The organism is Paenibacillus germinis (assembly GCF_013141785.1).
Classification (GTDB): domain Bacteria; phylum Bacillota; class Bacilli; order Paenibacillales; family NBRC-103111; genus Paenibacillus_E; species Paenibacillus_E phytorum.
Genome location: NZ_WHOC01000144.1, coordinates 55,729 through 78,269 on the forward strand (window position 1 = coordinate 55,729; position 22,541 = coordinate 78,269).

Sequence of the window (22,541 nt, forward strand, 5' to 3'; positions counted from 1 at the left end):
AATAACCCACGTTTAGAAAACATGGGGTTCTCAACAATCGGAGATTTTTTAAGCGAGTGTGCACTTATTTTTCAAGAAATCCTGTTGAAGGGTTCGTTATGAAAAAACCATCTTCAGGTACATGAAAATATTGAACCCAAACCCCATCTAAAAGGTTTTCTCGTTTATCTAGTAAAATTTTAATATCTTTGTCTGTTTCTACGATTTCATCATGTTCAGTAGGTGTGTCAAGCTTCACATCATAGTGCGCGTGCTCTCCATGATTCAGCGTAATAAATACACGAATCATCTTCCCTTCGGCTTCTTCACTACTTAACATATTTTTTAAGACCTTGGCTGCATTTCGATTAATTTTACATTTCATGTTTTACGACCCCTATTCATTTTTATACTGTAATACTATTAGTTACAGAAGAGTTTGTCAAGATATTCGAACTATAGCTTCCTTTCTCCTGTTCATCAAATGAGACTCCTTTTACTTCGATAAACCGTGACACCTTTGTTAATCTTATTCCCCTGACGTCGAGCCGTTATTCTTTGAGATGTTTCTTCCCATGTAACAGAATATCAATAGAGGAACGACGATCCGCTAAATTGAATTAAATGCGCTAAAATTTGAATTTGCGGAACGTGAGAGCGTTATTCGATGAAATTTGGAAAACGAGTACCTATCCATGAAGAGGCTAGTCCCTCTAAAGTATTTATCTACTCTTGGGACAGCCCCTTACCATGAATTATCTTAACCGCCGTGTACAGCTACTCGTCAGCAGCGTGAGCGAACTGCGTGCTGTACAGCCGCGCGTACAGCCCATCCAGTGCAAGCAGCTCGCTGTGCGTGCCCCGCTCCACGACGCTGCCCGCTTCGATCACCAGAATGTGATCGGCGGCCAGCACCGTGGAGAGCCGGTGCGCGATCACCAGCGTCGTGCGCCCTTGCATCAGCTCCTCGAGCGCCGCCTGCACATAGGACTCGGACTCCGAGTCCAAGTGCGACGTCGCCTCATCGAGGATGAGGATGCGCGGGCGCTTCAGGATCGCGCGGGCAATCGCGATCCGCTGGCGCTCGCCGCCGGAGAGCCGGTGGCCGCGCTCTCCCACCATCGTGTCGTACCCTTCGGGAAGCGACACGATAAAGTCGTGGATGTAGGCCTGCCGACACGCGGCCTCCATCTCCTCACGCGTAGCGTCCTCCCGCGCGAAGCGCAGGTTGTCGCCAATCGTCGCGTGGAACAGAAACGACTCCTGCGTCACGTACGCGATTTGCGCGCGCAGTGAAGCCAGCTGAACGTCGCGAACGTTCACGCCATCGACCTCGACGACACCCGACGTCGAGTCGTACAGCCGCGCGATCATGCCGATCAGCGTCGATTTCCCCGCGCCGCTTGGTCCAACCAGCGCGACCATCTCACCTGGCTGCGCCTCGAACGTGACGTCACGCAGCGCGTACTGCCCTGGCTTATAAGCGAAGGAAACCTGCTTATAAGCCACACGCCCCTCGACCTGCGTAAGCGGCCGTGCCCCCTCAGCATCCATGACATCTGGCACCATGTCCTGATACTCGAAGATGCGCTGGAATACGCCCAACGCAGTGGCCACCTCGACATGCAGGTTCAGCAGCATACCTACAGGCATGTACAACCGGCCAAGATACGCCGCGAAGGCGACGATCGAGCCCAGCGTCATGCTGCCGGATATGACGGAGTAGCCGCCGTACATATAAATAATCGCTGTGCCTAACGGCCCCAGCGTATTAGTCGCCATCCCGAACCAGCGCCCAATCAGGTTGAGCCGAAGCTCCAAATCCATCACCTTCTGGTTCATAGCCGTAAACTCGATTTCCTGCTGCTTCTCCCTGCCGAAAATACGCGTCAACAAGGCACCGGAAATACCGAAGTTTTCACTGAGCTGCGAAGTAATATCTGAACGAACCTTTTGTGTTTCCGTACGCAGCTCCTTTCGAAGCTTCGATACTTTTTTCACAGGCAGCACAAACAGCGGAAGAATAAGTACAGAGATAATGGCCAGCTTCCAATCAAGGGCAAACAAAATACCAATGGTCGAAACAACAATGACAATCTGGGTGATCGAGGACACAACCAGCGAGGTCACGACACTTTGCACAGCCTGAACGTCCCCCGTGATCCGCTGCACAATTTCCCCCGACCGAGCATCCGTAAAGAATGCCATCGATTGCCGCTGCAAATTATGAAATAAGGATTGCCCTAAATCCCGAATAACCCCTTGGGTTACTTTGGTATTGAGATGATTTTGCCACACCCCAAGTACACCACTTAGAACTGGAAGTACAATCATGAGCAGCGCCATCATTGCCAGAATCTTCATATTGCCCTGCGGAATCGCTTTATCAATAATTTCTTTCATAACAAGAGGTGGGATTAAACCAATCAAGGCTGCAAACAGCGCCAATCCTATAATCGCCAGCAGTTGTCCCCAATACCCCTTGAACAACCGCAAAATCCTTTTTACTGAAACATCCTTTAACTTCGCTTTAGGCCGATTCCTATCGGAAAGCCGCCCCATACCACCTGGTCCCACTAATCATCTCTCCGTTCTAACCTAAGCTGCCTTCTATATGGGAAAAGCATGCTCGATTGCCTTCGTCACTTCATCTGCCATCTTCAACACGCTGTACAGCGATGTCGTTTGTAGAACACTATACTGTCTAGGCCCGTCTGCATTGACGATAGCCGCGATCGTATAATCTCCAACTTGAGGCAGCACCTTCCCTACTGATTTCCCCGGAGCCAAAGGCTGATTAGACACCTGATACATGCCCACAGACAGCTTTTGACCCAAACAAGCATCGATTGCTATCACCACACAGCCTTGAGGAATTTCCTGCAAACGCGCTGCCAAGTTACTAGCATCACAAGGCGCTTCAAGTGTTCCTATCACATGCGGATACCCCAGTTCCACAAGTCTGCTCCCTACAAGCGGACCCAGTGAATCACCTGTAGATCGATCTGTTCCTATACATATAAAAGCCAACGAATCCGGCTTCATCACCGACTTACTCCCAATCGCCTTGAGAAAGATGGCCAACTGTTCGCCATTCATCTTTTTCCAATACTGCTCCCGCGGTTTAGCCCCTTCTTCCCCCATCAGATCGTCCCTTAACACGCATCCAGCAAAATTTCCCCTCACTCCTGATGAATGATATAATGCGGTCAACTCTTATTCTTTCAAGATTACGCTTACGATGCAAGTTTTGCTAGCAAAACTTTAAGGAGGCACACCATGTCCACCCTAGGAATTATCGCGCTCCTGACCCTCCTATACTGGCTTTATATCACATTCGATGTGCATAAAGGCATACATCTACTGCATACTCTGCCCAAATCAACGAAGCTCCCGGACAAGCCTCCACTCGTTTCGGTCATTATCGCCGCCAAAGAAGAGGAGAGTACCATCCTAGAAACCGTCCGACATCTTCTCTCGCAAAATTATCCACGTCTCGAAATCATTGCCGTCAATGACCGCTCTCAGGACGCTACCGGCGTCCGGCTTGAAGAGCTGCGGAAGTGGTCAAAGCACAAAACGGATATTCAAACACCGCTGCAAATCATTCACATCACCTCTCTGCCAGAAGGCTGGCTTGGCAAAAACCATGCCCTCTACCAAGGGTATCAGCAAGCGAGAGGCCAATATTTACTTTTTACAGATGCGGATATTATCTTTGCACCAGGAACGATTTCAGATGCGGTTACTTATATGAAGGAAAATGACGTACAGCACCTCACTCTGACCCCTAACATGGTCGCGCGAAGCACACTGCTCAGAGGTTTCGTTCATTTCTTCCTCTTCTCTTTTTCCTTATTCGTTCGCCCGTGGCGTGCTAACCTTGACAGCGCCCGTGAACCGGGCATCGGAATCGGAGCCTTCAACATGGTCAGCCGCAGCGCATATGAAGCGATTGGCACGCACAAATCGATCGCCCTAAGACCTGATGACGACCTTCAATTGGGCATCTCCCTCAAACGAGCTGGATTTAGGCAGAAGGTTCTGTCCGGCAAACACATCCTTCAAGTTGAATGGTACCGCTCTCTCAAGGAAGCGATCATCGGTCTGGAGAAAAACCTTTTCTCCGGCTTTCGCTACAGCTACACCATTGCTTTACTCGCTTGTCTAGGACAGCTTATCTTTTTTATATTCCCTTGGCTCGGTCTTTTCTTCCTTTGGGACTGGAGAGGAGCCGCCTATGCTGTCGCTGTCATTTTACAAATATGGCTATACCGCAAGCTAATGTTCCGTCTCATGAGCAAACGCGGGGATGAAGCTTTCCTGCTCCCTATCAGCGCTTCCCTGCTCCTCTATACGATCGTCCGCTCCGTTTGGCTAACTTGGAAACAAGGTGGCATCAATTGGAGAGGAACGTTCTACTCCCTGCGCGAATTAAAAAAGAAGTAAATTCAGAAAGGTTGATAGCTGCCATGCCACTTGCGCGTTTCCGCACTCGTACTTACATCGCGATGCTCAGCTGTCTGCTCTCAGCAGCCGTTATCTTCCCAGCATCTACTTCCGCACAAGGTACCGTTCAAACACAAAGCCGAACGATTGCTCATAATGGCAAGTCGTTTACTGTGCAATGGGTCACAGCGGATCTCACCGATCCCTACTTGCGCGTTAAGCCTGTAACGGCTGAAGACGGCATCGGTCATGATGAGTCATTCTCCTCTATGTTAACGAGGAACCATGCTATTGCAGGGATCAATGGGACTTTTTTTGACGCCTATGAAAAGGATGATACCCAGCGCTACCCAAATGGTTTGCTCATCGGCTCCGGCGAAATCATGCACTCAGGCATTAATCCTTCCTTTCTCGTTTACGCCGACAAAACCGCTAGCTTGCAACGAATCCAAACGGAGCACCAAATAAGCGTTACTCATCAGAGCAAAGCTTACACTTTCACTGCTTGGGGTGTGAACAAATATTACGGTGATTCCGCCAATGATCAAGTCGTCTGGTACACGCGCGCTTTCGGGCTGACGATCGACTTTCCTAACTCAACCAAAGTTGTTCTCCGCGAGGGCAAAGTTACAGCCATTACGACGCAGAGTGTCAATATTCCCGAAGATGGGCAAGTATTCCTACTCGGAAATAGTGCCAACAATAAGACTTACGTGCTGCCTAATATCCATATTGGCGATACGGTGAAGCTGACTTCATCTCTCCATAATCAAGATACCGGAGAAAGCTCCATGCTTACAGCGGTTGATGCCGCTATTGGAGCAGGACCACATCTACTTACCAATGGCGCTGTTGATTTGGATGTCAAACGGGATGGCTTTACCGATCCCAAAATCACAACGAGTGCGAACGTACGCAGCTTCATAGGGTTAGATGCTTCCCATCAGTTCGTCATGGGGACAATCTCCGCAGCTACAATGGCGGATATGGCGCAAGTTCTTCTAAAGCTAGGTTTAACGGATGCGATGAATATGGACGGTGGTGCAAGTTCATCTCTCTATGCGAACGGCTCCATGCTGCGAAGTCCGGGTCGGGCGCTGAGCAATGCACTTGTCGTGGAACGTCTAGATCATCCACAAATCCAATTAGAGGTAAATGGACAATTCGTGCATGAGTTCCGAGGGTATTTATTGCAAGAAACAAGTATGGTACCCTTTCGGGGCATTCTAGAAAGAATCGGCGCCAAATTCGAATGGAACGGGACAACCCGTACATTAACTGTTCATCATGGTTCTACTAATCTTGAGCTTCGGCCAGATCATTCCATGATGACTGTGAATGGGCAATCTGTCATACTCCCTGAAGCACCTACCATACTAGATGGTCATATTTACATGCCCTTAAGAGCCATTATTGAATCCTTAGGCGGACAGATCCAGTGGGATCCACAGCTTTATCGGGTCTCTCTTCGCTTTTAGTGCACGCGATTCATTCGTACGATTCGGTAATACAGTTGGCTGCTCACCTCTTGCTCCACTTCCAAATAACCTTCCACATGCACATAATCACCCAATATAAAGGTGGATGCATCGGCAGACCCGGAGTGTGTCAGAAAGAGGAGAGCGGCTTTTTCATTCCCAACCACGAACCCCGTTTGCTCATTCACTTGAAACTTATCTAGAACTTTCCCATGGTGAGACCTTGCAATATGATGAAAGCGCCAAGACTGATCCTCTTTTATTAGAAAATAAAGCACGCGATTTCTCTGATTATTACTGAATTCCCTTGTTACACCAATCATGCAAACCTTCTCGCCAATACTAAGATACTCATCAATAACAAAGGATTTCAATCGCAATCGATGCACATTTTTCTGCTGAATATAAGCTTCCATCTCTTCAATTGTCCTTTGATCCTTCGGATCCTGTTTCGTTGCGTAAAAGACTTCTTTAATAAACGTATCCGTCTGTAGACTTCTTGCCCCTTTGAAATGATTATACGTAAGAAAAAATCGATCAATGACTCCCCGAATCTCTTCTGGTATGGCAGGACCTTTTTCCACGATATACATGCTATTTGCTTTATTCGAATGTCTTTTTTTATAAAACCAACTTTTCCAGACACTTAATTGCATGCCGTTCGTGTCACCTGCTTTCTTCCAAACATTTCTTCATTATAGGCTAAAAACCATAAAATTTCGATAAAAATCGCAATATTTCGCGCAAAAAAAGAACATCTGCCTTCTATGCTTTCATTCGAAAGATTCATAGAAAACAAATGTTCGATAATTTAATCCTTTTTCATCACACGGCTTATTTACAGAACTCTTTTGGCTCCCACATATCTGGATCCCCAGTATGAACTGGCGAGACTATCTATCCTTACACCTCTAGACGTTGTCGCCGAAATGAATTGATCATTTCCCAGATAAATACCAACGTGATTTACACTGCCTGCTGCAAAAAACACAAGATCCCCAACCTTCAAGTCCGTAACCCTGGTTCCTGCTTCATCGTACATTTGGACCGAAGTTCTGGGTAGATCAATGCCTTTAGCTTCGTACAAATAGCGCACAAATCCGGAACAATCAAACCCTCCGGGTGTTGTGCCTCCCCAAACGTATGGCGTCCCCATGAACGTATTTGCTGTTTGTACGATTTGATCAGACACGGATGGTTTAGCTACCGCTGCTACCTTTGGAGCTGGTGCTGGTGGCGGTGCAATCCAGGCTGGCTTGTGCGACTTGCCATCGACATTCACAATCGCGATACGATTCGCTTCATTCCACTCAATCGGAGAACCGAATGTTTCAGTGATGAATCGCAAGGGTACATACGTATTACCTTGATAAAGCGTCGGACTGCTTTCCAGACTAATCTTCTTGCTGTTCACAATCGCTTGCTTCTCGTCGGTTGTCAGTTGAATCGTCTGCTGCTTGTTGATCAACGTGACCACGATGTCGCTTTCTTGCTTCGCCCAGCCTACTTGATAACCCAATTTCTCAGATAGTACTCGCAGTGGAACTTGCAGCGTTCCTGCGTTGTCAATAAATGGCTGTACTTCCGGGAACTGAATCAACTCATCGTTGACCTGGACTTTCACAGTGGATGTAGATGATGCGGCTTGAACCGAGGGAGCGGAAAACAGAGATACTGCCGCACAAACAAGTGCGCATGAACAAATAAAGCTTTTTGTAAAAAGTTTCAAAAATTGTTCCTCCTTGAAGCCTCCGAGGTTAGTTGACGGGTTCGGGAAGAGGTTTCCCTAGCGCGCTCAGTTTATTAAACAGCTGAGCATTCATTCACCCCAAATAAAGAAGTCCCCCGTACCAGAGCTTTTGCTGCTCCGAGATTCGGCATTTTTTGTCTATGTTAGACTAGCATAGTTGGTCTATTAGTTTCAACTTTTGTATAGTGGTAATTGTTTCCACGGGATAGCCTCACGTATTAATTGCTTATCGTTTCAACTTCGGCTGCGAGCACATATTTGATCTTCTTGATTTTGCTGTAGACAGTTGTCGTACGATGTTTGTCTGCTGTGGAAATGACCAACTGAATTTGTTGGTTCTCGTTCAAGTCCTTAATTTTGATATGTTTCACCTTCATGTATTCTTCGCTGATTTGATCGATAAGTGTGGACATGTCCCCTTCAGGACTGAAAATAATATTGATCGCCAAGTCCTTCTCCCTCAGCTTTTGTGGGCCAAGCAGCTTGATAAAAATCGGAAACAGATTGATAGCGAAAATAATAAGAATAACAGCCAAAGTCGCCTCTTGATAAAATCCTGCTCCCGTTGCGATGCCAAGAGCGGAAGCCGCCCATACCAATGCCGCGGTCGTAAGTCCAGAAATAATCTCATTACTTCGTCTTAAAATAACGCCAGCCCCAATAAAGCCTACCCCGCTAATGATTTGAGCCGCTAGCCTCATAGGATCCATATTCGTATATCCAGGGATGGAGTACTTTTGAACGGCTCCTATCGATACAATAGTGATTAAGCAGCTAGCCACCGAAATCACCATACTCGTTTTCATACCCAATGGTTTATGCTTGAGTTGACGGTCAATCCCAATCAACAGACCTAATAACAGCGCCATCCCTAGTTTCTCCAAAACAAGAAGACTCATTTCATGTCCCCATTCCTAAAGATAAAATGAAAGGTAAAGCCCCGGAAACCGGGGCTTCGCATAGAAATTTTTCACTTGGAATCCTGCGTTTGCAACAAATCTTTTAATCTTCCAGGGAAGTCCGTAATAATACCCGAAACCCCAAACCCGGTTAGATGCAGCAGATCATTTACTTCATTTGCTGTATAAGGGTAGACATAAAGCCCGCTCTCAGTCGCCTTCAGCACATCCTCGGCATCCAACATTTGAAAGTAAGGATGAAGCGAGTACACCTCCACATCAAAACTGCGTGCGTATGCGGTAGGATCAAGCAATTTGGATTGATACAAAAGACCGATCTTGGCTTCCGATTCCATTTGTTTGATCCTTCTGACACACTTATGGTCGAAAGACGAAACGATGACATTATTCAATCGGTTACGTCTGCGCAGAAATTCAACAAGCTTATGCTCCATTCTGCCGTCATACGAGTTTTTGATTTCCACGTTAATCATGATGGAATCGGGTACTAGATCAAAGACTTCGTCCAAAGTAGGCACGGTCTCCCCTTTGAACTCATCGCCAAACCAAAGACCAGCATCATAGGTTTTGATTTCCGATAAGCTTTTCTTCGCTATCAGGCCTTTTCCGTTTGTAGTCCGGTTTAACGTCATATCATGGCACACGACGATTTCCTCGTCAGCGGTCAAATGAACGTCAAGCTCAATCCCTTCACATCCCTGGCTTAATCCGAGCCGGAAGGCAGCAAGCGTATTTTCTGGGGCCATTCCTTTGGCCCCGCGATGTGCAATAATCATTGGTTTATTACTAAGCATTCCTGTTTCCTTTCCGGCTAGTGAACTCAAGCCTTTTCATATCATTATTTGACTGTTTTGTTGTAAGTTTGAATCTTCGAAGTGATCTCTTTTTCCGCTGCATCCAATGCTTCCTTCGGAGTTTTCTTGTTGTTGAGCACTTCTTCGATCGCCCCTTCAACAATTTGTCTTGCTTCAGGGAATACACCCATTACCGCTCCCTGCGTTGCTGTGTTCAACTTCGTTTGGTGCAGTTGATCAATCGCTGTCTGGAACTGAGGGAACTTTTTCAGGTTTTCCTTTACAATGTCTTCGTCATAGGCTTTTTTGGTAATCGGGAAGTACCCCGTATTGACGTGCCAGTAAGCCTGCTCCTTAGGTGTTGTCAAAAATTTGATGAAATCCCAAGTGGATTTCTGCTCATCATCTGGGCGGTTATTCATGACCCATAAGCTGGCTCCACCGACAATAACACCGCCTTCTTTCGCATCTGCCGGTTTCGGCAAGAAGCTGGTCCCCACTTCGAATTTGCCGCTGGCGCTGTCAACAAGCCCCTTAAGTGCCGCTGTGGATTCCAGAATCATACCGACCTGACCTGCGGAAAATGCTTTTTTGGAATCGTCTGTTTTGCGTCCCAGATTGTTAGCCGCTTTGGTGTCGATAAGATCCTTCCACCAAGTCAGTACCTTCACACCTGGCTCCGTGTTCACCTGCGATTGGGTTGCATTAGAGGTGCGACCATTTCCGTTATTTACGTATTCAGCGCCTTGATTGGCAAAGAGCTGCTCCATGAACCAGCCATAAATCGCAAAGTTTGCCCCGGTAGCTTTACCTGATTTGGTAATGGCATCTGCAGCGACTTTTAATTCCTCGAAAGTTTTTGGAGGTTTCGCAGGATCAAGACCGGCTGCTTTAAACAAATCTTTATTATAATAAAGGACCGGATTCGACGTATTGAATGGCATCGAGTAAAGTTTGCCACCTAATGTATAGTAACCGGCGATGTTCGGCTCCAGCTGTGACAAATCCCACTTATCCGCATCAATGAAGTTTTGCATCGGTGTAATGGCTTTGGAATCAATCATGAAGCGGCTGCCGATCTCATACATCTGGACGACCGAAGGGCCTTCGCTTGTACCCATGGACGCCTTCAATTTGCTAAGCAGGTCATCGTAATTTCCTTGATACACCGCTTCTACCTTAATTTTATTCTGAGAAGCGTTATAATCGGCGACCAGTTGATCAACAACTTTCGTATTGGATCCACCCATCGCATGCCAGAAAACGACTTTCTTAGGTCCGCTTGCCTCAACTGCTCCTGATTTCGTTGCTTCTGGTTTCTTGCTTTCTGTACTTTCCCCCATATTTACGCTGCATGCCGATAGTAAAACCATCGTTGCCGTTAAAGCTAAAGCCGCTAACCTTTTTTTCCCCATTGTCTCTATCTCTCCTCGCTTAAAGTGGATACATATATATGATAAGCCTGTTAGGTAACAGACGGATCATCGCTTGCTTAACCTTTTACAGCACCTGCGGTAATGCCTCGCACTAATTGTTTCACGCCTAAAGCCAATAAAAGGAACGAAGGAAGCAGAACGATCGTAACTCCCGCCAAAATCAAATTCCAAGACATGACTTCCGCATGCTGCAGCATAGAAACCCCGATTTGCACCGTTCTCATGGACGCCCTATTTGTAATTAGCAGAGGCCATAAATAGTGGTTCCAGTGCGTAAGGAAGACATAAACCCCCAAAGTAGAAAGCGCAGGACGGGATAGCGGAAGCACGATCGAGAAAAAATTCCGGAGATGCCCGCATCCGTCAATTTTTGCTGCATCAAACAGCTCATTAGGCAGCTGGAGGAAAAACTGGCGAAGCAGGAAGACCCCGAAGGCCCCAGCCATAAAGGGAACGATCAGCCCTTGGTAGCTGTCCATCCATCCCCAATTTTTGATGGTCAAATAATTTGGAATAATGGTAACTTCCCATGGAATCATCATGGTCGAAAGAAAAACGGCGAACAATATTTTCTTTCCTTTGAAATTCAAGAACGAAAAAGCGTAAGCGGCCAAACTGGACGTAATAACCTGACTTACCGTAATCCCCGAAGATACAATAAAGCTGTTCAGGATAAAGCGCACGATTGGAAAGCCAGAGATAGCGTTCTTGAAGTTCTCAAGATACAACTGAGAAGGAAATAATGGCGGCGGGAAGTTAGAAACTTCCTTCTCTGTCATAAACGATGAGGATACCGTAAATAACAGCGGATACAAAACGACAAGGGCCAGCACAACTAGCAACAAGTAATTCAGGGTGGGTGCGATCCTTTTCGCAATCATTGATAATGCACCTTCTTTTCTAAAACTTTAAACTGCACCACAGTCAAAATCATGATAATAACGAAGAGAACCAAAGCTTGTGCGCTGCCGATTCCAAAACGGAAATTAACAAAAGCGTCCTGGTAGATGGAATACACGATCACATTGGTCGAATTCATCGGACCACCCTTTGTCAAAATATGAATTTGTCCAAAGGCTTGGAAAGCGCCGATCACGGACACAATAAGGGCAAAAAATATCGTGGGTGACAGAAGCGGCAGAACGATTTGGATAAACGTCCGCATCGGGCTTGAACCGTCAATTTTAGCGCTTTCATAAATTTCTTCCGGAACCCCTTGAAGACCACTGGACAGCACAATGAACAGAAACCCCATATTCATCCAAACCGTCAACAGAGAGATCGAAACCAACGCCCATGAAGGACTCGTTAACCAAGGGATCGGATCAATGTGTGCAATGCTTAGAAAGTAATTCAGCATGCCTGCTGTCGGATGGAATAGCAAGAACCAGATAATCGACCCCGTACCTACCGATATAACGATAGGCAGAGAAAATATGAACTGGAATATTTTCATGCCCCGCAGTTTGTTGTGGGTGATCGCTGCCAAAAATAGGGACCATACGATTGAGGTAGGTACCGTAAACAAGATAAACAGCAACGTCACTTTTAAATTCGAATAAAACTGTCCCGAAGCAAGTAAATCAATGAAATTATCAAGCCCGACAAATTCAACGACCCTACCGCGAGGGTCCGTGAGCGTCATACTCAGGTAAACAGATTTGACCATCGGATAAAATAGGAACGCAGCAAACAAGACTAAGGAAGGTGCCAGAAATAAATAAGCTAATATGTTCTCCTCCCACTTCTTTTTCCTTGCTGATACACTTGCCGTTGCTTCTCTCTTTAAAGCGCTTTCATTTACTGCCAAATTGCATACCCCTTTCTTTCAAAAAGTTACATTTTCACGCTAAGGGCATTCGGTTTCCCTGTATCGCATTTGGTAACTCGTTATTTTCCGTCTCGCTCATTTCGGAGGAAACGGGTGAAAAGAGCGAAAAAAAACACATAAATTGCCATGCCCGTTGGCATGCAATCTACGTGAATCTCCTTGTCTCCATCACAATTATTAACTTGTTCACATCATACACGCTAGCAACTGATACTGTCAACCAAGATTTTCCACGGTTTATAATTCATATGATTAGAGCAATCTTCGTAGCTTTTAAAAGTGACACTACCTATTCCGTTCGCAATTCGGGACGTATAGATCGCAAATACTTCAGGCTTCTGCCTATTCCTTCTTCGACATCGTTCACTTGTTCATATTCGATCAGATAAACACCTTGAAACGGTACTTCCTTCAGCAGCTCATCATAATTTAGATCGTCGTCACCTGGCGCACATGCCACCCAATAATCTTCGATCCGTTTCCAATCTTTCAGGTGACAGTAGTTAATCCTGTTTCCCAACAATCTAGCATAATCTATCAACGGTCTTGATGGAGCAACAGCCTTCAGATTGCCGGGATCGAAGTTAAACCCAACTGCAGACGGCAATTCTATAAGCAACCGTTCCAACGATTTCCACTCCGTAGATGTCGTATGCTCATGTATGAATCCATTGTTTACTTGTGTATTTCGCCCGTGTGTCTCTATGGAGATCACCATGCCTAATTGTGAGCAAAGGTCCTCCATCAGGGCAAATGCCTCCAGCATACTTGTCCAACGCTCCTCCGTCATCTCAGAAGCAAGCGCGAATCCTGTGAATAATCGAACATGTGAAGCACCGAGACGGGAAGCAAGATGTATATCATGAGCTACACGATCTTTCATCTTTCTTAATTGTTCAGAATCCACCAAAGTAAAATCGTTCTCCAAAACCACGAATGGGGCTTTGATACCGTAGTCATTTATACAGGTTCGGAGATTTTTTATCTCTTGTTGACTGATATCCCTTTGAATTCGACCAGGAAAATCCCCACCAATTCCCAGCTCCAAATATCGAAGATCGAATTTTCTTGCAATCCTACAATGATCTTCTATTGTGAGGTAATGCAAACCCCATTCCCCTAAGCCTACAATCATTAGAGATCCCCTCCTTATCTACTTAAAATATCGTTGGTTTTTTTACCTTTGGTCAATTTGAAGAATTGTCCGTCAGCATAGGGATTAGTTTGCCTTGCTTTGCATCAAATGAGTTAAGCAAGATTGGTCGCTATTACCTCTCTGTTAGAACATCTTTGAAAAAATTGCCAACAACCAGTGTTGTAATGTTACTACAGGTTGGTAACGTTTTCAATAAATCGATAAAAAAAGACCACCCGCAGGTGGTCTTTTTCTGTGAAGCGGGCGGCGGGAATCGAACCCGCGCGATCAGCTTGGAAGGCTGAAGTTCTACCATTAAACTACGCCCGCGTATTATAAAGGGATTGATGGTCGGGACGACACGATTTGAACATGCGACCCCCTGCTCCCAAAGCAGGTGCTCTACCAAGCTGAGCTACGTCCCGATGCGTTTTATGAAAATGGCGCGCCCTGAGAGATTCGAACTCCCGACCTTTTGATTCGTAGTCAAATACTCTATCCAGCTGAGCTAAGGGCGCAAATTAGTTGGAGCGGAAGACGGGGATCGAACCCGCGACCCTCGCCTTGGCAAGGCGATGCTCTACCGCTGAGCCACTTCCGCATCGTATAATTGCCTGTCATTCTCGCTAACGTTTCTCCGAGGCGACAAGGAATAATATATCAGGAATCGAAGACAAATGCAAATGTTTTTTCTTTCCTTTTTTTATTTGATGAAAATACCGCCAAACGGCAGTACTTCTTTGGCAATACGACGCAATAGACTGTCATTTTTCATATGCTCATCTAATTTGCGATCTGGCTTACAAGGCTGCATGAGAACATGGCCTTGCCCCGTCATTTCCCAATGATAATTCATATGCTGACTGGCCAATGTATTGCCGTAAACACACAGGCGCAGCTGAGCATTCCGCGGATAGGCAACAAGACAGCTTGTATCGACATACAAGGGCTGCTTAGCATCCAATGCCATTTGGTAAATTGGTCCTGCAGTCAGAAGTCCTAGTTTGCCTGGACCTTTAAACTGCATTTTCACAAGATCCTGCGTAATCAATGTATTCTTAACATTTTGCAGATGAGAAGTGTAGCTGACTCCCTCTGTGTAAAACAAAACATGTCGGAATTCATACAGAAGATCATCGTCCGCTCCTATAGGTATAACAGCCATGCTGTATCCTTCAGGCAGCCCTAGCATGACATTGGCGGGACCATGCAGCCGTGACTGGACAAAACGCTTCTTCCTATACATACTCGGCAGCTTCATTAAAGAATCTTCTCTCTGCTCAGACTTCCCTTGGAAAGCGACAATTTGGTTCGGATGCAGCACATGAACAGACTCACCCTGTTCGATGCACAATGTAGCTATCTTTGCATGTGAGCTTACTTCCTCGAAAGATACCTCCATACACACCGACCTCCTCGTAAGACTACATCTATCTCATTCCGCGTTTCTGCCTCCGCCAAACAATGAATCGAAACACTCGGCCCAGTACAAAATAAAAAACAACCAGCGAAACAGCCGTTACAGCCATATAGGTTAATTTCCGATTTCGCTTTTCTTTATCTAGGGCTACTTGTTCCATTGCCTTCAAGCGTTCTTGCAATTGTTCATTTTCCTTTTTAAGCGTTTCGTTTTGCCCAAGAAGCCGTTCCTCAGTTTCTTGCGAATGCCGTATGGCTTCGGAAAGCTTGTCCTTCTGATCCTCTAATTGCTGCTTTGTTGCCTCATAGTCCTTCTGAATTTGTTCCACATTCTCTGGCAATTGATAGATGTCTTTCACCCGATCCAACCATGAGGCTTGGACAGCAGAAGCTGGATACATAAACCCGAACAAGATGACAAGTATGCCAAAGACTTTTACAGCCCCCGCCAAATAACGAGTCTGCATCTGCCGTCCCTCCCCTGTGCATATCGACATTTTCTTCTATTTTACCGCAAAAGTCACCCCTTCACCACTTCTGCAGCTGCTATGGGGTATCGCAAGATCGTCTTCATTTTCGAAGATTTCACCTTTCTTGGGTCTGATAAATAAATCTCATGATGGAGACCGCGGATCTTCCGTCTATGTTCAGTTAAGAAATGCTCGATTTGCTTCAAAGATTCGGGTTCTGCTGCATATGGCCCCACATGAAGCATTTGTACACAAGCCCCCTCATGCAGGGTTTCATACTTGATATCCGAGATAATGGTTAGCTCCTTTTTCTTCGTCATTGCAATAGAACGGGCCTCTTCTACACTCTCTGCCCTCACATAATCTGGCATTCGAATCAACAGCTTCCAGTGCCATTCTTCCCTTGGTACATCCAGGGCTTTTCTATCCCCATCGACCCACCATAAGCCTTCCAGCTTTGCCACAGTAAAGTCTTTCTCCTCTTTCTTATAAATCCCCTTGATGCTGTAGGAAAGCGTGTAGAGTGCTTCAGTAGCATTTAAAAAGGCTATGCCTTCCGGATCCCCTTGACCTTGAATCGTGACATACCAGATAGGCTCAAATTCGATCAATTGTGGTTTCGTGGGTGCTGTGTAATAGCTTTTATACGTTTTAGCTAAATCCAACTTTTCCATATTGCACATCCTTTACATTTTCTCCTAGTATATAAAAGGATTCCTGACAGCAGCATGTCAGTAGACATAAAAAAACTTACCCTTCGCCAAATTTCGCGAAACAGGTAAGTCTCATCCTCATAAAAATCGTATGTAATTATACCGCTGCTGGTGGCGTGAACGAACGCTGAGCAAATTCAGCATCCAACATGTAGAAGGCGTTACTGTCTTTATCAATGCGTTTCAATTTATTAATAATGCTGTCGAACATTGCTTCTTCCTCTACCTGCTCATCAATGAACCATTTCAAGAACTGCATAGTCGCATGCTCTCTATCGTTCAATGCCAAATCTGATAGATGATAAATACGTCTTGTTACTTCTTGCTCATGTTGATAAGCATGTTCAAAAGCATCTAGGATCGATTTGTACTCATTCACAGGCGTATCCATACCAGCAAAGCTAACCTTTTTTCCACGATCATTTATGAATTTGAAAATTTTCATCGCATGGAATTTTTCTTCTTCAGCTTGTACAATAAAAAAGTTTGAAAAGCCATCTAAGCTTTCAGCAGCACAATAACCAGCAATAGCCAAGTAGACGTGCGCGGAGTAAAACTCATAGTTCATCTGCTCATTGAGCGCTTCTGTAAGTGTATCGTTTAACATAGATGCACACACCCTTTCTGTATGGTTATCTCTTGCGTATTCCCCATACATACAAGATTACCAGAACTCCGCATACAAATACAAACGGAAGTAGCAATTTAAGAAGGGTTAAGTTCAAGCCATCACGCTTTCTGCCCTAGATTCAGCAATAATTTGTTTGATCTGAGCATAAAGTAAGTCAGGCGAAGCTGCACACAACAGCTCCTTTTTACCGATCATGGCGATACATTCTTTCTTACAATGCTTGCAATTACCTAAGCAGTCTTTCTTCTTCTGCTTCAGGTCCGGATATTCGTTTTTCAAGGACTTATATATTTGTTTGGATCCGAATTTTTCATTTCTACAGCAGTATTTAATCGTTTTCATGTTCGATCTCTCCCCGCCATCGCATTTATCACTACAATTGATATTAGTGATAATAATAATCAATGTCAACTGAAATTACGGTGAGCTTGTTCAAAACCTTCGCATGAACCTCATTTCAAGCCTACTATATAGATTTCGGAAGCTGTACAGAACCTCAATCATGCAGAATTAAAACATTAAAAAAAAGTATCGGAAAAACGAGCGCCACCATTATTCATAGAAAATGAACAGGGGTGGCGCATTGTTTCATTTCCAGACTATCACTTGCTTACTTGAACAATAATCTTATCGCTGGATGTTGTTCCTGCATAATTAACAAGCTCGCCTCGATACTCGTACGTGCCAATCGGTTTATTATGGATCATCGTAGCTGCAGATTGAGCTTGTGGCGTATGATCGGTGAACGTTTGCGTATTGATAAGAACTCCGTTCTCATACAGACGATATGTGGTGCCGTTCGTGCCCCACCACATGTTCATGTTGATGTTGAAATTTCCATCCCCATCCCAGTTATCTTGGGATAGGACCATTTTGGCCGGCGCAGCTTGCGTGACGTTCACCGTTAACACATCACTTTTCGTTGTACCGAATGCATTGACGAGTTCCGCATAATACCGGTAAGTGCCATTCTTTTTGTAGGTAATGGACGTTACGGTCGTTTGGGCACTCGGCGAGTTGTCCGTGAGGATTTGTGTCTCGATTAATAAGTTATCCTCATAGAGCTTATAAATTTTACCGTTATTGCCCCACCACATATTCATTGTAACCTTGTAATTTCCATCAAGAATTCCTGTACCGTACCCATTGTCGTCCGAGAGCACGGGCTTCCCAGGTACCCCCGTACTTCTATATACGATATTCGTTACGGTAGCCGTCGCAGTGCCATGATGGCCCGCGGCATCGATAAATTCGAATGTGAAGCTGCCGTTAAAGTTGAACGTATAGCTGCTCGAACCCCCATTGTTCGTGATCGTTACAGGTTCGCTCGGCGTAATGATCGCGACCACACTGTCCGAGGTAGATGCTGCGCTGCTGTAAGCTACCGCAGCGGTCGGTACTGTCCTGTCAACATGGAAAGTAGCTGTCTGCTGAGCTTCCACATTACCCGAAAGATCTGTAGAACGGTAGCTCAGCTTATATTGCCCGTCTTGTTCGAACGTTAACGGGGTTGTATACTGCTGCCATGTGCTCCCGCCATCCAGGCTGTATTCGGTTGATGCTACTCCCGACAAGTTATCTGTGGCCGACAAACTGACCGTTACAGGCAGTACATACCAGCCATTTTGTCCATCCGGTTGTGCAGGCGACACCGTAGCTGTGGAGACGGGTGCAATCGTTTCAGGGACCGTCAACGTGAGGGATGCCGTCTTGACCGTGGATCCAATGCTCGCGGTCACCGTGATCTTCGCGATGCCCGGCTTGATCGCCGTCACTTGTCCGAGCGCGTCCACGGTCATTACTGACGTGTTATCGCTGCTATAAGCCACAGTAGCTGCGCTCATATCCGCAGAGGAGCCGTCATCCATCCTCCCGCTAAGCTGCAACTGCGCAGTCTTGCCCGCTTCCACATACGGCACAACATGAGATAAGTTTATAGACTCAAGGCCGCCCGACTGCATGGTCGTGATGGTAACGATATTGCTCAGCCCCGAGATATTACCGCTGGCATCAAACGCCCTGAGCGAATAGGCATACGTCGTTGACGGAGTAAGAAGCTGATCAGTATACGCATATACATTAGAAGCTACTGTCGTCAACGCCAGCTCATTCCGGTAAATCCAATAGCCCTTGACCGCAGTATTGTCGATGTACGGCTCCCAATGAATCCGGATCGCTTGAGCCGATAGGGCTGCTCCGTCGAGCGGCTGGCCCACGGTCGCCACAGGCGGCTCCGTATCGGGCTCAGCCTGCTTGATTGTGATCAGCAGATAAGGCTCATTCGCCTTTCCCTTGCTCTCGATGACGGCATTGATGCTCGCTACAGGCAGCGTCAGGCCTAGGCTGAGCTGCCCATTGGAGCCATCGGATTTTACCAGACGTATGGCCTCTGTCAGATCGGTCTCGCTCCATCTCCAATCGGCGGCGAGTTCAAGTCCGGCCAACCGGTCCAGCCGGGTGGGCTTCGTATTCCACGTCACCGTCCCTTCCGACCAAGCCGCGCTAGTCCGGTACACGTCCGCTGTGACCGCAGAAGGACTTCCAATGCCGTACATCATCAGCGTAGCATTCGTAATTTCGCCATCCAGACCGCTCACATCAAACTTGATGAAGCTTTCACGGGTAAAGCTCTCGCTGCCGTCCTTCTTAATCTCGAGATTACTCGTCCGGTAATTCGAGTTAGCATAGCTGCCTCCACGCACATAAGCATCATCGGTTGGCAGCAGCTTCGTCACGTTTCCGTCGATCACCTGGAGAAAGCTTTCTGCGCTTCGCGAAACTCCGTTCAGCGTTACCGTGACGCGAATGACCGCTGTGCCTTCGCCCAGCGCGGTGACCTGACCAATGGTATTGACCTCTGCCAATCCGGGCGTAAGGCTCTCATACCGGATCATCGCACTCCCAAGCTGTGCCGCGAAGCCCGAGTTCATCACTCCAGCCGTTTGCAGCTGTGCCTGCTGGCCTATGCCTAGCAGCTGCTTGTCGGATGTAAGTGTGACGCTCTCCAGCTCACGCGTTGCAGACGTCTCGATCCGTAAGTATGGCTGATGATCGCTTGCCTCCCGACTGTTGAACAGTGTGTACACGCCCAGAGTAGTATCCTGCACAACTGCAAGCGACATGATCCCCGCGGTCGCAGCGTAACCACCACCGGTATTTAGCTTTGCTCTCACATAATCCGTAGCATCGAAAACCCGCCACGCATAATCATCCTTGGTGAAGGGCGCCGTCGACAGCTTACTGCCCAACGCAGGCTTATTCGCCCAGACCATGCCGGAGCTGCCGGACTCGATCCAGTCGTCGCTGTCCACACCATACAGGCTGTTCACCGTATCGCTGCCCGTAGCCGAGGCCCTGCCGTATACCAATAGCTTGGCCGAGCTGACTGATCCGGTGAGGGTGCCCAGATCAAACTTCAGAAACGACTGGCGCGTGGAGAGGTTATTGCCTCCCTGGATGATCAACGATCTATCCGTCCCCGTATTGGTCGATGTCCCTTGTCGGACCGACACATCGGCCACTGGCAAATAATCGCGCACTGTCACCGTCCGGTTGTCATAGTCGATGCCGGTATTGCCCGACACTTCATTGCCGGACAGCACAATCCCCGTGCCCGCCTCGATAAAAATTCCGTTCGTATTGCCCACGACCCGATTGCCTTCAATCCTGATGTCGCGTGGCTCACCTGCGCCGTTGCCCCCGTCGCTCGGATTCCCGATATCGTACAAAGTATGAATAGCCCAGAAGCCCGGCCCCGTATTGTTCTCAATCACATTATCCCGAACCTGGGTGCCCGGAGCATTTTTCAATCGGATTCCCGTCGTACCGGGCTTCATAAAGTTGGCGATGACATTATGATCAATCACCGTATCTGGTGACCCCAGATAAACCTGAATCCCATACAGGGCCGAATTCTCGATACGGTTGTGATGGATGTAGTTGCCCGGTCCGGCTGCGTCATGCGTCGCCCCTGGATTGCCGACGCCGATGCCCGCTTCGCCGCTGCCGATCACTGTGTTACCAACGAATTCATTCATATATTCGTCCTCGCCGTGCATGTCGATCGAGTCCAGCTTCGTCTGGTATAGCTCATTGTCCGCAATCAGATTATTATGCGTCCAATTGCTCAGCAGGATACCATGGCGAAGGGACGGCCCATAGAAGCGGCTGTTGCGAACCACGTTGAATAGTGAATCGTTGGCCCGGCCCAACCGGCTTTCCTTTGATAACCCCTCCAACGACACCCCGTAGCCAGCTCCGCCCTCGGCGGTATCAGTCGCATTGCGCAGCGTGGCATACTGGATAACGACATCGCGGCTGCTGCGGACGAGCACGCCAACGCGCTGGAACTTCTCGATCGTCACATGGTCGAGAATGATGTCGCTCGACGGATTCCCGTTGGCCGCCGTAATCATGACAGCGACCTTCGGACCGCCCCGCTCGGGATTAGCTACCGTCGTGCTCGTCGGATACGTCCCCTGCCAGCTTGCCGTCAGCGTCATGCTCCGAATGGCAATGCCCTGCTGACCCGCGATACGCAAGATGATGCCTTCATTCGTCGCATAGTCACCGATGTTCTTGGCATGGTCGGAGACGAGCAGCACTCCGTCCTCGCTTTCCCCGCGAAGCTGAATGCCTGAGTGCAGCAGCAGGTGCGAAGCGCTGTCGCTCGCCGTGCTGGTTAACTGGTAATGCCCATTGGGAAAGTACACCTCGTCCCCGGGCTGTGCCGCTGCGATCGCAGCCCGGATCGCAACGGCGTCGTCCGTCCCGGTAGCCGACGTAGTCGCGCCGTAATCCACGACATTAAGCGTCCGCCCCGTCACCACAGGAAGCTCGGGCACCGAATGGGACGTCTCGTCCGGCTCATACAGCCCCGGCTTTGTATGCGGCAGCGCTGCAGGATCGGGACCTGTCGGGGGAAGCTCAAGCGGACTCAGCACAAAGCCGTCCGGATGCGGCTTATATACCTGGACCTCGGTAATACTGTTCCAGTCCGTCGATCCGGTGCCGAGCCCCACGATCCGCACATATCGGCCCGTCGTCGGGGTGAAACCGAACGCCTCCAGTTGCAACGAGTTGCCGCTACCGCTTCCCGAGAACACGGTCGTCCAGGTGTCGGCATCGGCGGACACCTGAATATCGAACTTCAGACTACGCTGATCACCACGATAAAAGGCCATGCCGATATAGCCAATCGTCTGTATGGCCCCTAGGTCAAGCTGCAGCCATTGGCCGACGCCACTTGCCGACCAACGGGTCGTCAGATCTTGATCGATCGCGTTGTCAGGGATATTCTCATCACTCATACTGGCGCTGGCAGCCACAACCGTAAGCGCTTTCACAATTTCGGTTGCAGAAGCAACCTGAACCTCTCGCGCAGCAGAAGAAATCTCGCCTGCCCTAAGCTCTTGTCCGCTTACTCCCTGCGTCGGTGCCCATGCCAGCGAAGAAAACAGAAGCAGCCCCGCTACTCCCGCGCTCCAAATCCGTTTTATCCTCTTCATCCCATGCCCCTCTTTCTCCTTTTGATAAG

19 protein-coding genes, 4 tRNA genes and 1 riboswitch are annotated in these 22,541 nt (G+C 47.6%); of the genes, 2 read left to right on the top strand and 21 right to left on the bottom strand.

What is annotated here, in order from left to right; genetic code table 11:
* Positions 1 to 64 precede the first annotated feature (64 nt).
* From GC102_RS26880 to yyaC, 3 genes are all read right to left on the bottom strand, one after another.
* The gene (locus GC102_RS26880; protein WP_171692265.1) at positions 65 to 364 is read right to left on the bottom strand and encodes an iron-sulfur cluster assembly accessory protein; all 300 of its coding nucleotides are present in this window, start codon (positions 362 to 364) and stop codon (positions 65 to 67) included.
* 392 nt (positions 365 to 756) lie between these two features.
* Positions 757 to 2,541: an ABC transporter ATP-binding protein gene (locus tag GC102_RS26885; RefSeq protein ID WP_171692266.1), complete on the bottom strand. Its 1,785-nt coding sequence runs from the start codon at positions 2,539 to 2,541 to the stop codon at positions 757 to 759.
* A gap of 48 nt (positions 2,542 to 2,589) precedes the next feature.
* A complete protein-coding gene (gene yyaC / locus GC102_RS26890; RefSeq protein WP_171692267.1) occupies positions 2,590 to 3,123 on the bottom strand; it encodes a spore protease YyaC in 534 nt (177 codons plus the stop codon).
* 135 nt (positions 3,124 to 3,258) lie between these two features.
* Between yyaC and GC102_RS26895 the strand changes: the two genes are divergently transcribed.
* Together GC102_RS26895 and GC102_RS26900 are read left to right on the top strand one after the other, a co-directional pair.
* Positions 3,259 to 4,428 (top strand): glycosyltransferase family 2 protein, encoded by a 1,170-nt coding sequence (locus tag GC102_RS26895; protein ID WP_171692268.1) that lies wholly within the window; start codon positions 3,259 to 3,261, stop codon positions 4,426 to 4,428.
* A complete protein-coding gene (locus tag GC102_RS26900) occupies positions 4,383 to 5,906 on the top strand; it encodes a stalk domain-containing protein (RefSeq protein ID WP_171692269.1) in 1,524 nt (507 codons plus the stop codon). The genes GC102_RS26895 and GC102_RS26900 overlap by 46 nt, the downstream gene beginning before the upstream one ends.
* Here the strand turns inward: GC102_RS26900 and GC102_RS26905 are convergent.
* From GC102_RS26905 to GC102_RS26990, 18 genes are all read right to left on the bottom strand, one after another.
* On the bottom strand, positions 5,903 to 6,562 hold the full coding sequence (locus GC102_RS26905) for a hypothetical protein (RefSeq protein ID WP_171692270.1): 660 nt from the start codon (positions 6,560 to 6,562) through the stop codon (positions 5,903 to 5,905). The two genes, GC102_RS26900 and GC102_RS26905, sit on opposite strands and share 4 nt — an antisense overlap.
* Positions 6,563 to 6,744: 182 nt before the next feature.
* Entirely contained in the window at positions 6,745 to 7,635 is an 891-nt protein-coding gene (locus GC102_RS26910) for a C40 family peptidase (RefSeq protein ID WP_246321140.1), read from the bottom strand.
* 2 nt (positions 7,636 to 7,637) lie between these two features.
* A riboswitch (cyclic di-AMP (ydaO/yuaA leader) is annotated at positions 7,638 to 7,796 on the bottom strand.
* Between the two features lie 78 nt (positions 7,797 to 7,874).
* Entirely contained in the window at positions 7,875 to 8,555 is a 681-nt protein-coding gene (locus GC102_RS26915; protein ID WP_171692271.1) for an MgtC/SapB family protein, read from the bottom strand.
* Between the two features lie 71 nt (positions 8,556 to 8,626).
* Entirely contained in the window at positions 8,627 to 9,370 is a 744-nt protein-coding gene (locus GC102_RS26920) for a glycerophosphodiester phosphodiesterase (protein WP_171692272.1), read from the bottom strand.
* 44 nt (positions 9,371 to 9,414) lie between these two features.
* The gene (locus GC102_RS26925) at positions 9,415 to 10,785 is read right to left on the bottom strand and encodes an ABC transporter substrate-binding protein (protein ID WP_171692273.1); all 1,371 of its coding nucleotides are present in this window, start codon (positions 10,783 to 10,785) and stop codon (positions 9,415 to 9,417) included.
* 77 nt (positions 10,786 to 10,862) lie between these two features.
* Positions 10,863 to 11,687 carry a carbohydrate ABC transporter permease gene (locus GC102_RS26930; protein WP_029197894.1) on the bottom strand — a complete coding sequence of 275 codons (825 nt, stop codon included), beginning with the start codon at positions 11,685 to 11,687 and terminating at the stop codon, positions 10,863 to 10,865.
* Positions 11,684 to 12,538, bottom strand: a complete 855-nt coding sequence (locus GC102_RS26935) for a carbohydrate ABC transporter permease (RefSeq protein WP_376768219.1) — start codon at positions 12,536 to 12,538, stop codon at positions 11,684 to 11,686. The genes GC102_RS26930 and GC102_RS26935 overlap by 4 nt, the downstream gene beginning before the upstream one ends.
* A gap of 388 nt (positions 12,539 to 12,926) precedes the next feature.
* Positions 12,927 to 13,772, bottom strand: coding sequence for a sugar phosphate isomerase/epimerase family protein (locus GC102_RS26940; RefSeq protein ID WP_171692275.1), 846 nt, complete (start codon positions 13,770 to 13,772; stop codon positions 12,927 to 12,929).
* Between the two features lie 259 nt (positions 13,773 to 14,031).
* Positions 14,032 to 14,102: transfer RNA gene (locus tag GC102_RS26945), tRNA-Gly, on the bottom strand.
* A gap of 18 nt (positions 14,103 to 14,120) precedes the next feature.
* Positions 14,121 to 14,197 (bottom strand) — tRNA-Pro (locus GC102_RS26950).
* A gap of 16 nt (positions 14,198 to 14,213) precedes the next feature.
* A tRNA-Arg gene (locus tag GC102_RS26955) sits at positions 14,214 to 14,290 on the bottom strand.
* A gap of 8 nt (positions 14,291 to 14,298) precedes the next feature.
* Positions 14,299 to 14,373, bottom strand: a tRNA-Gly gene (locus GC102_RS26960).
* Positions 14,374 to 14,475: 102 nt separating this feature from the next.
* A complete protein-coding gene (locus GC102_RS26965) occupies positions 14,476 to 15,174 on the bottom strand; it encodes an AIM24 family protein (RefSeq protein ID WP_171692276.1) in 699 nt (232 codons plus the stop codon).
* Positions 15,175 to 15,202: 28 nt separating this feature from the next.
* Positions 15,203 to 15,658, bottom strand: a complete 456-nt coding sequence (locus GC102_RS26970; protein WP_171692277.1) for a hypothetical protein — start codon at positions 15,656 to 15,658, stop codon at positions 15,203 to 15,205.
* A gap of 53 nt (positions 15,659 to 15,711) precedes the next feature.
* A complete protein-coding gene (locus GC102_RS26975; RefSeq protein ID WP_171692278.1) occupies positions 15,712 to 16,335 on the bottom strand; it encodes a GyrI-like domain-containing protein in 624 nt (207 codons plus the stop codon).
* 136 nt (positions 16,336 to 16,471) lie between these two features.
* Positions 16,472 to 16,981: a ferritin gene (locus tag GC102_RS26980; protein WP_057307929.1), complete on the bottom strand. Its 510-nt coding sequence runs from the start codon at positions 16,979 to 16,981 to the stop codon at positions 16,472 to 16,474.
* 114 nt (positions 16,982 to 17,095) lie between these two features.
* Positions 17,096 to 17,347, bottom strand: a complete 252-nt coding sequence (locus tag GC102_RS26985; RefSeq protein ID WP_029197887.1) for a DUF1450 domain-containing protein — start codon at positions 17,345 to 17,347, stop codon at positions 17,096 to 17,098.
* A gap of 260 nt (positions 17,348 to 17,607) precedes the next feature.
* Positions 17,608 to 22,512, bottom strand: a complete 4,905-nt coding sequence (locus tag GC102_RS26990; protein WP_171692279.1) for a CBM96 family carbohydrate-binding protein — start codon at positions 22,510 to 22,512, stop codon at positions 17,608 to 17,610.
* Between the last annotated feature and the right edge of the window lie 29 nt (positions 22,513 to 22,541).

What these genes read in the sequence shown, in the direction of transcription:
- GC102_RS26885 (WP_171692266.1), bottom strand. Translation starts at nt 2,541, where the DNA reads ATGGGGCGGCTTTCCGATAGGAATCGGCCTAAAGCGAAGTTAAAGGAT.
- GC102_RS26905 (WP_171692270.1), bottom strand. Translation starts at nt 6,562, where the DNA reads ATGCAATTAAGTGTCTGGAAAAGTTGGTTTTATAAAAAAAGACATTCG.
- GC102_RS26975 (WP_171692278.1), bottom strand. Translation starts at nt 16,335, where the DNA reads ATGGAAAAGTTGGATTTAGCTAAAACGTATAAAAGCTATTACACAGCA.
- GC102_RS26915 (WP_171692271.1), bottom strand. Translation starts at nt 8,555, where the DNA reads ATGAGTCTTCTTGTTTTGGAGAAACTAGGGATGGCGCTGTTATTAGGT.
- GC102_RS26990 (WP_171692279.1), bottom strand. Translation starts at nt 22,512, where the DNA reads ATGAAGAGGATAAAACGGATTTGGAGCGCGGGAGTAGCGGGGCTGCTT.
- GC102_RS26925 (WP_171692273.1), bottom strand. Translation starts at nt 10,785, where the DNA reads ATGGGGAAAAAAAGGTTAGCGGCTTTAGCTTTAACGGCAACGATGGTT.
- GC102_RS26965 (WP_171692276.1), bottom strand. Translation starts at nt 15,174, where the DNA reads ATGGAGGTATCTTTCGAGGAAGTAAGCTCACATGCAAAGATAGCTACA.
- GC102_RS26920 (WP_171692272.1), bottom strand. Translation starts at nt 9,370, where the DNA reads ATGCTTAGTAATAAACCAATGATTATTGCACATCGCGGGGCCAAAGGA.
- GC102_RS26895 (WP_171692268.1), top strand. Translation starts at nt 3,259, where the DNA reads ATGTCCACCCTAGGAATTATCGCGCTCCTGACCCTCCTATACTGGCTT.
- yyaC (WP_171692267.1), bottom strand. Translation starts at nt 3,123, where the DNA reads ATGGGGGAAGAAGGGGCTAAACCGCGGGAGCAGTATTGGAAAAAGATG.
- GC102_RS26940 (WP_171692275.1), bottom strand. Translation starts at nt 13,772, where the DNA reads ATGATTGTAGGCTTAGGGGAATGGGGTTTGCATTACCTCACAATAGAA.
- GC102_RS26880 (WP_171692265.1), bottom strand. Translation starts at nt 364, where the DNA reads ATGAAATGTAAAATTAATCGAAATGCAGCCAAGGTCTTAAAAAATATG.
- GC102_RS26970 (WP_171692277.1), bottom strand. Translation starts at nt 15,658, where the DNA reads ATGCAGACTCGTTATTTGGCGGGGGCTGTAAAAGTCTTTGGCATACTT.
- GC102_RS26980 (WP_057307929.1), bottom strand. Translation starts at nt 16,981, where the DNA reads ATGTTAAACGATACACTTACAGAAGCGCTCAATGAGCAGATGAACTAT.
- GC102_RS26930 (WP_029197894.1), bottom strand. Translation starts at nt 11,687, where the DNA reads ATGATTGCGAAAAGGATCGCACCCACCCTGAATTACTTGTTGCTAGTT.
- GC102_RS26985 (WP_029197887.1), bottom strand. Translation starts at nt 17,347, where the DNA reads ATGAAAACGATTAAATACTGCTGTAGAAATGAAAAATTCGGATCCAAA.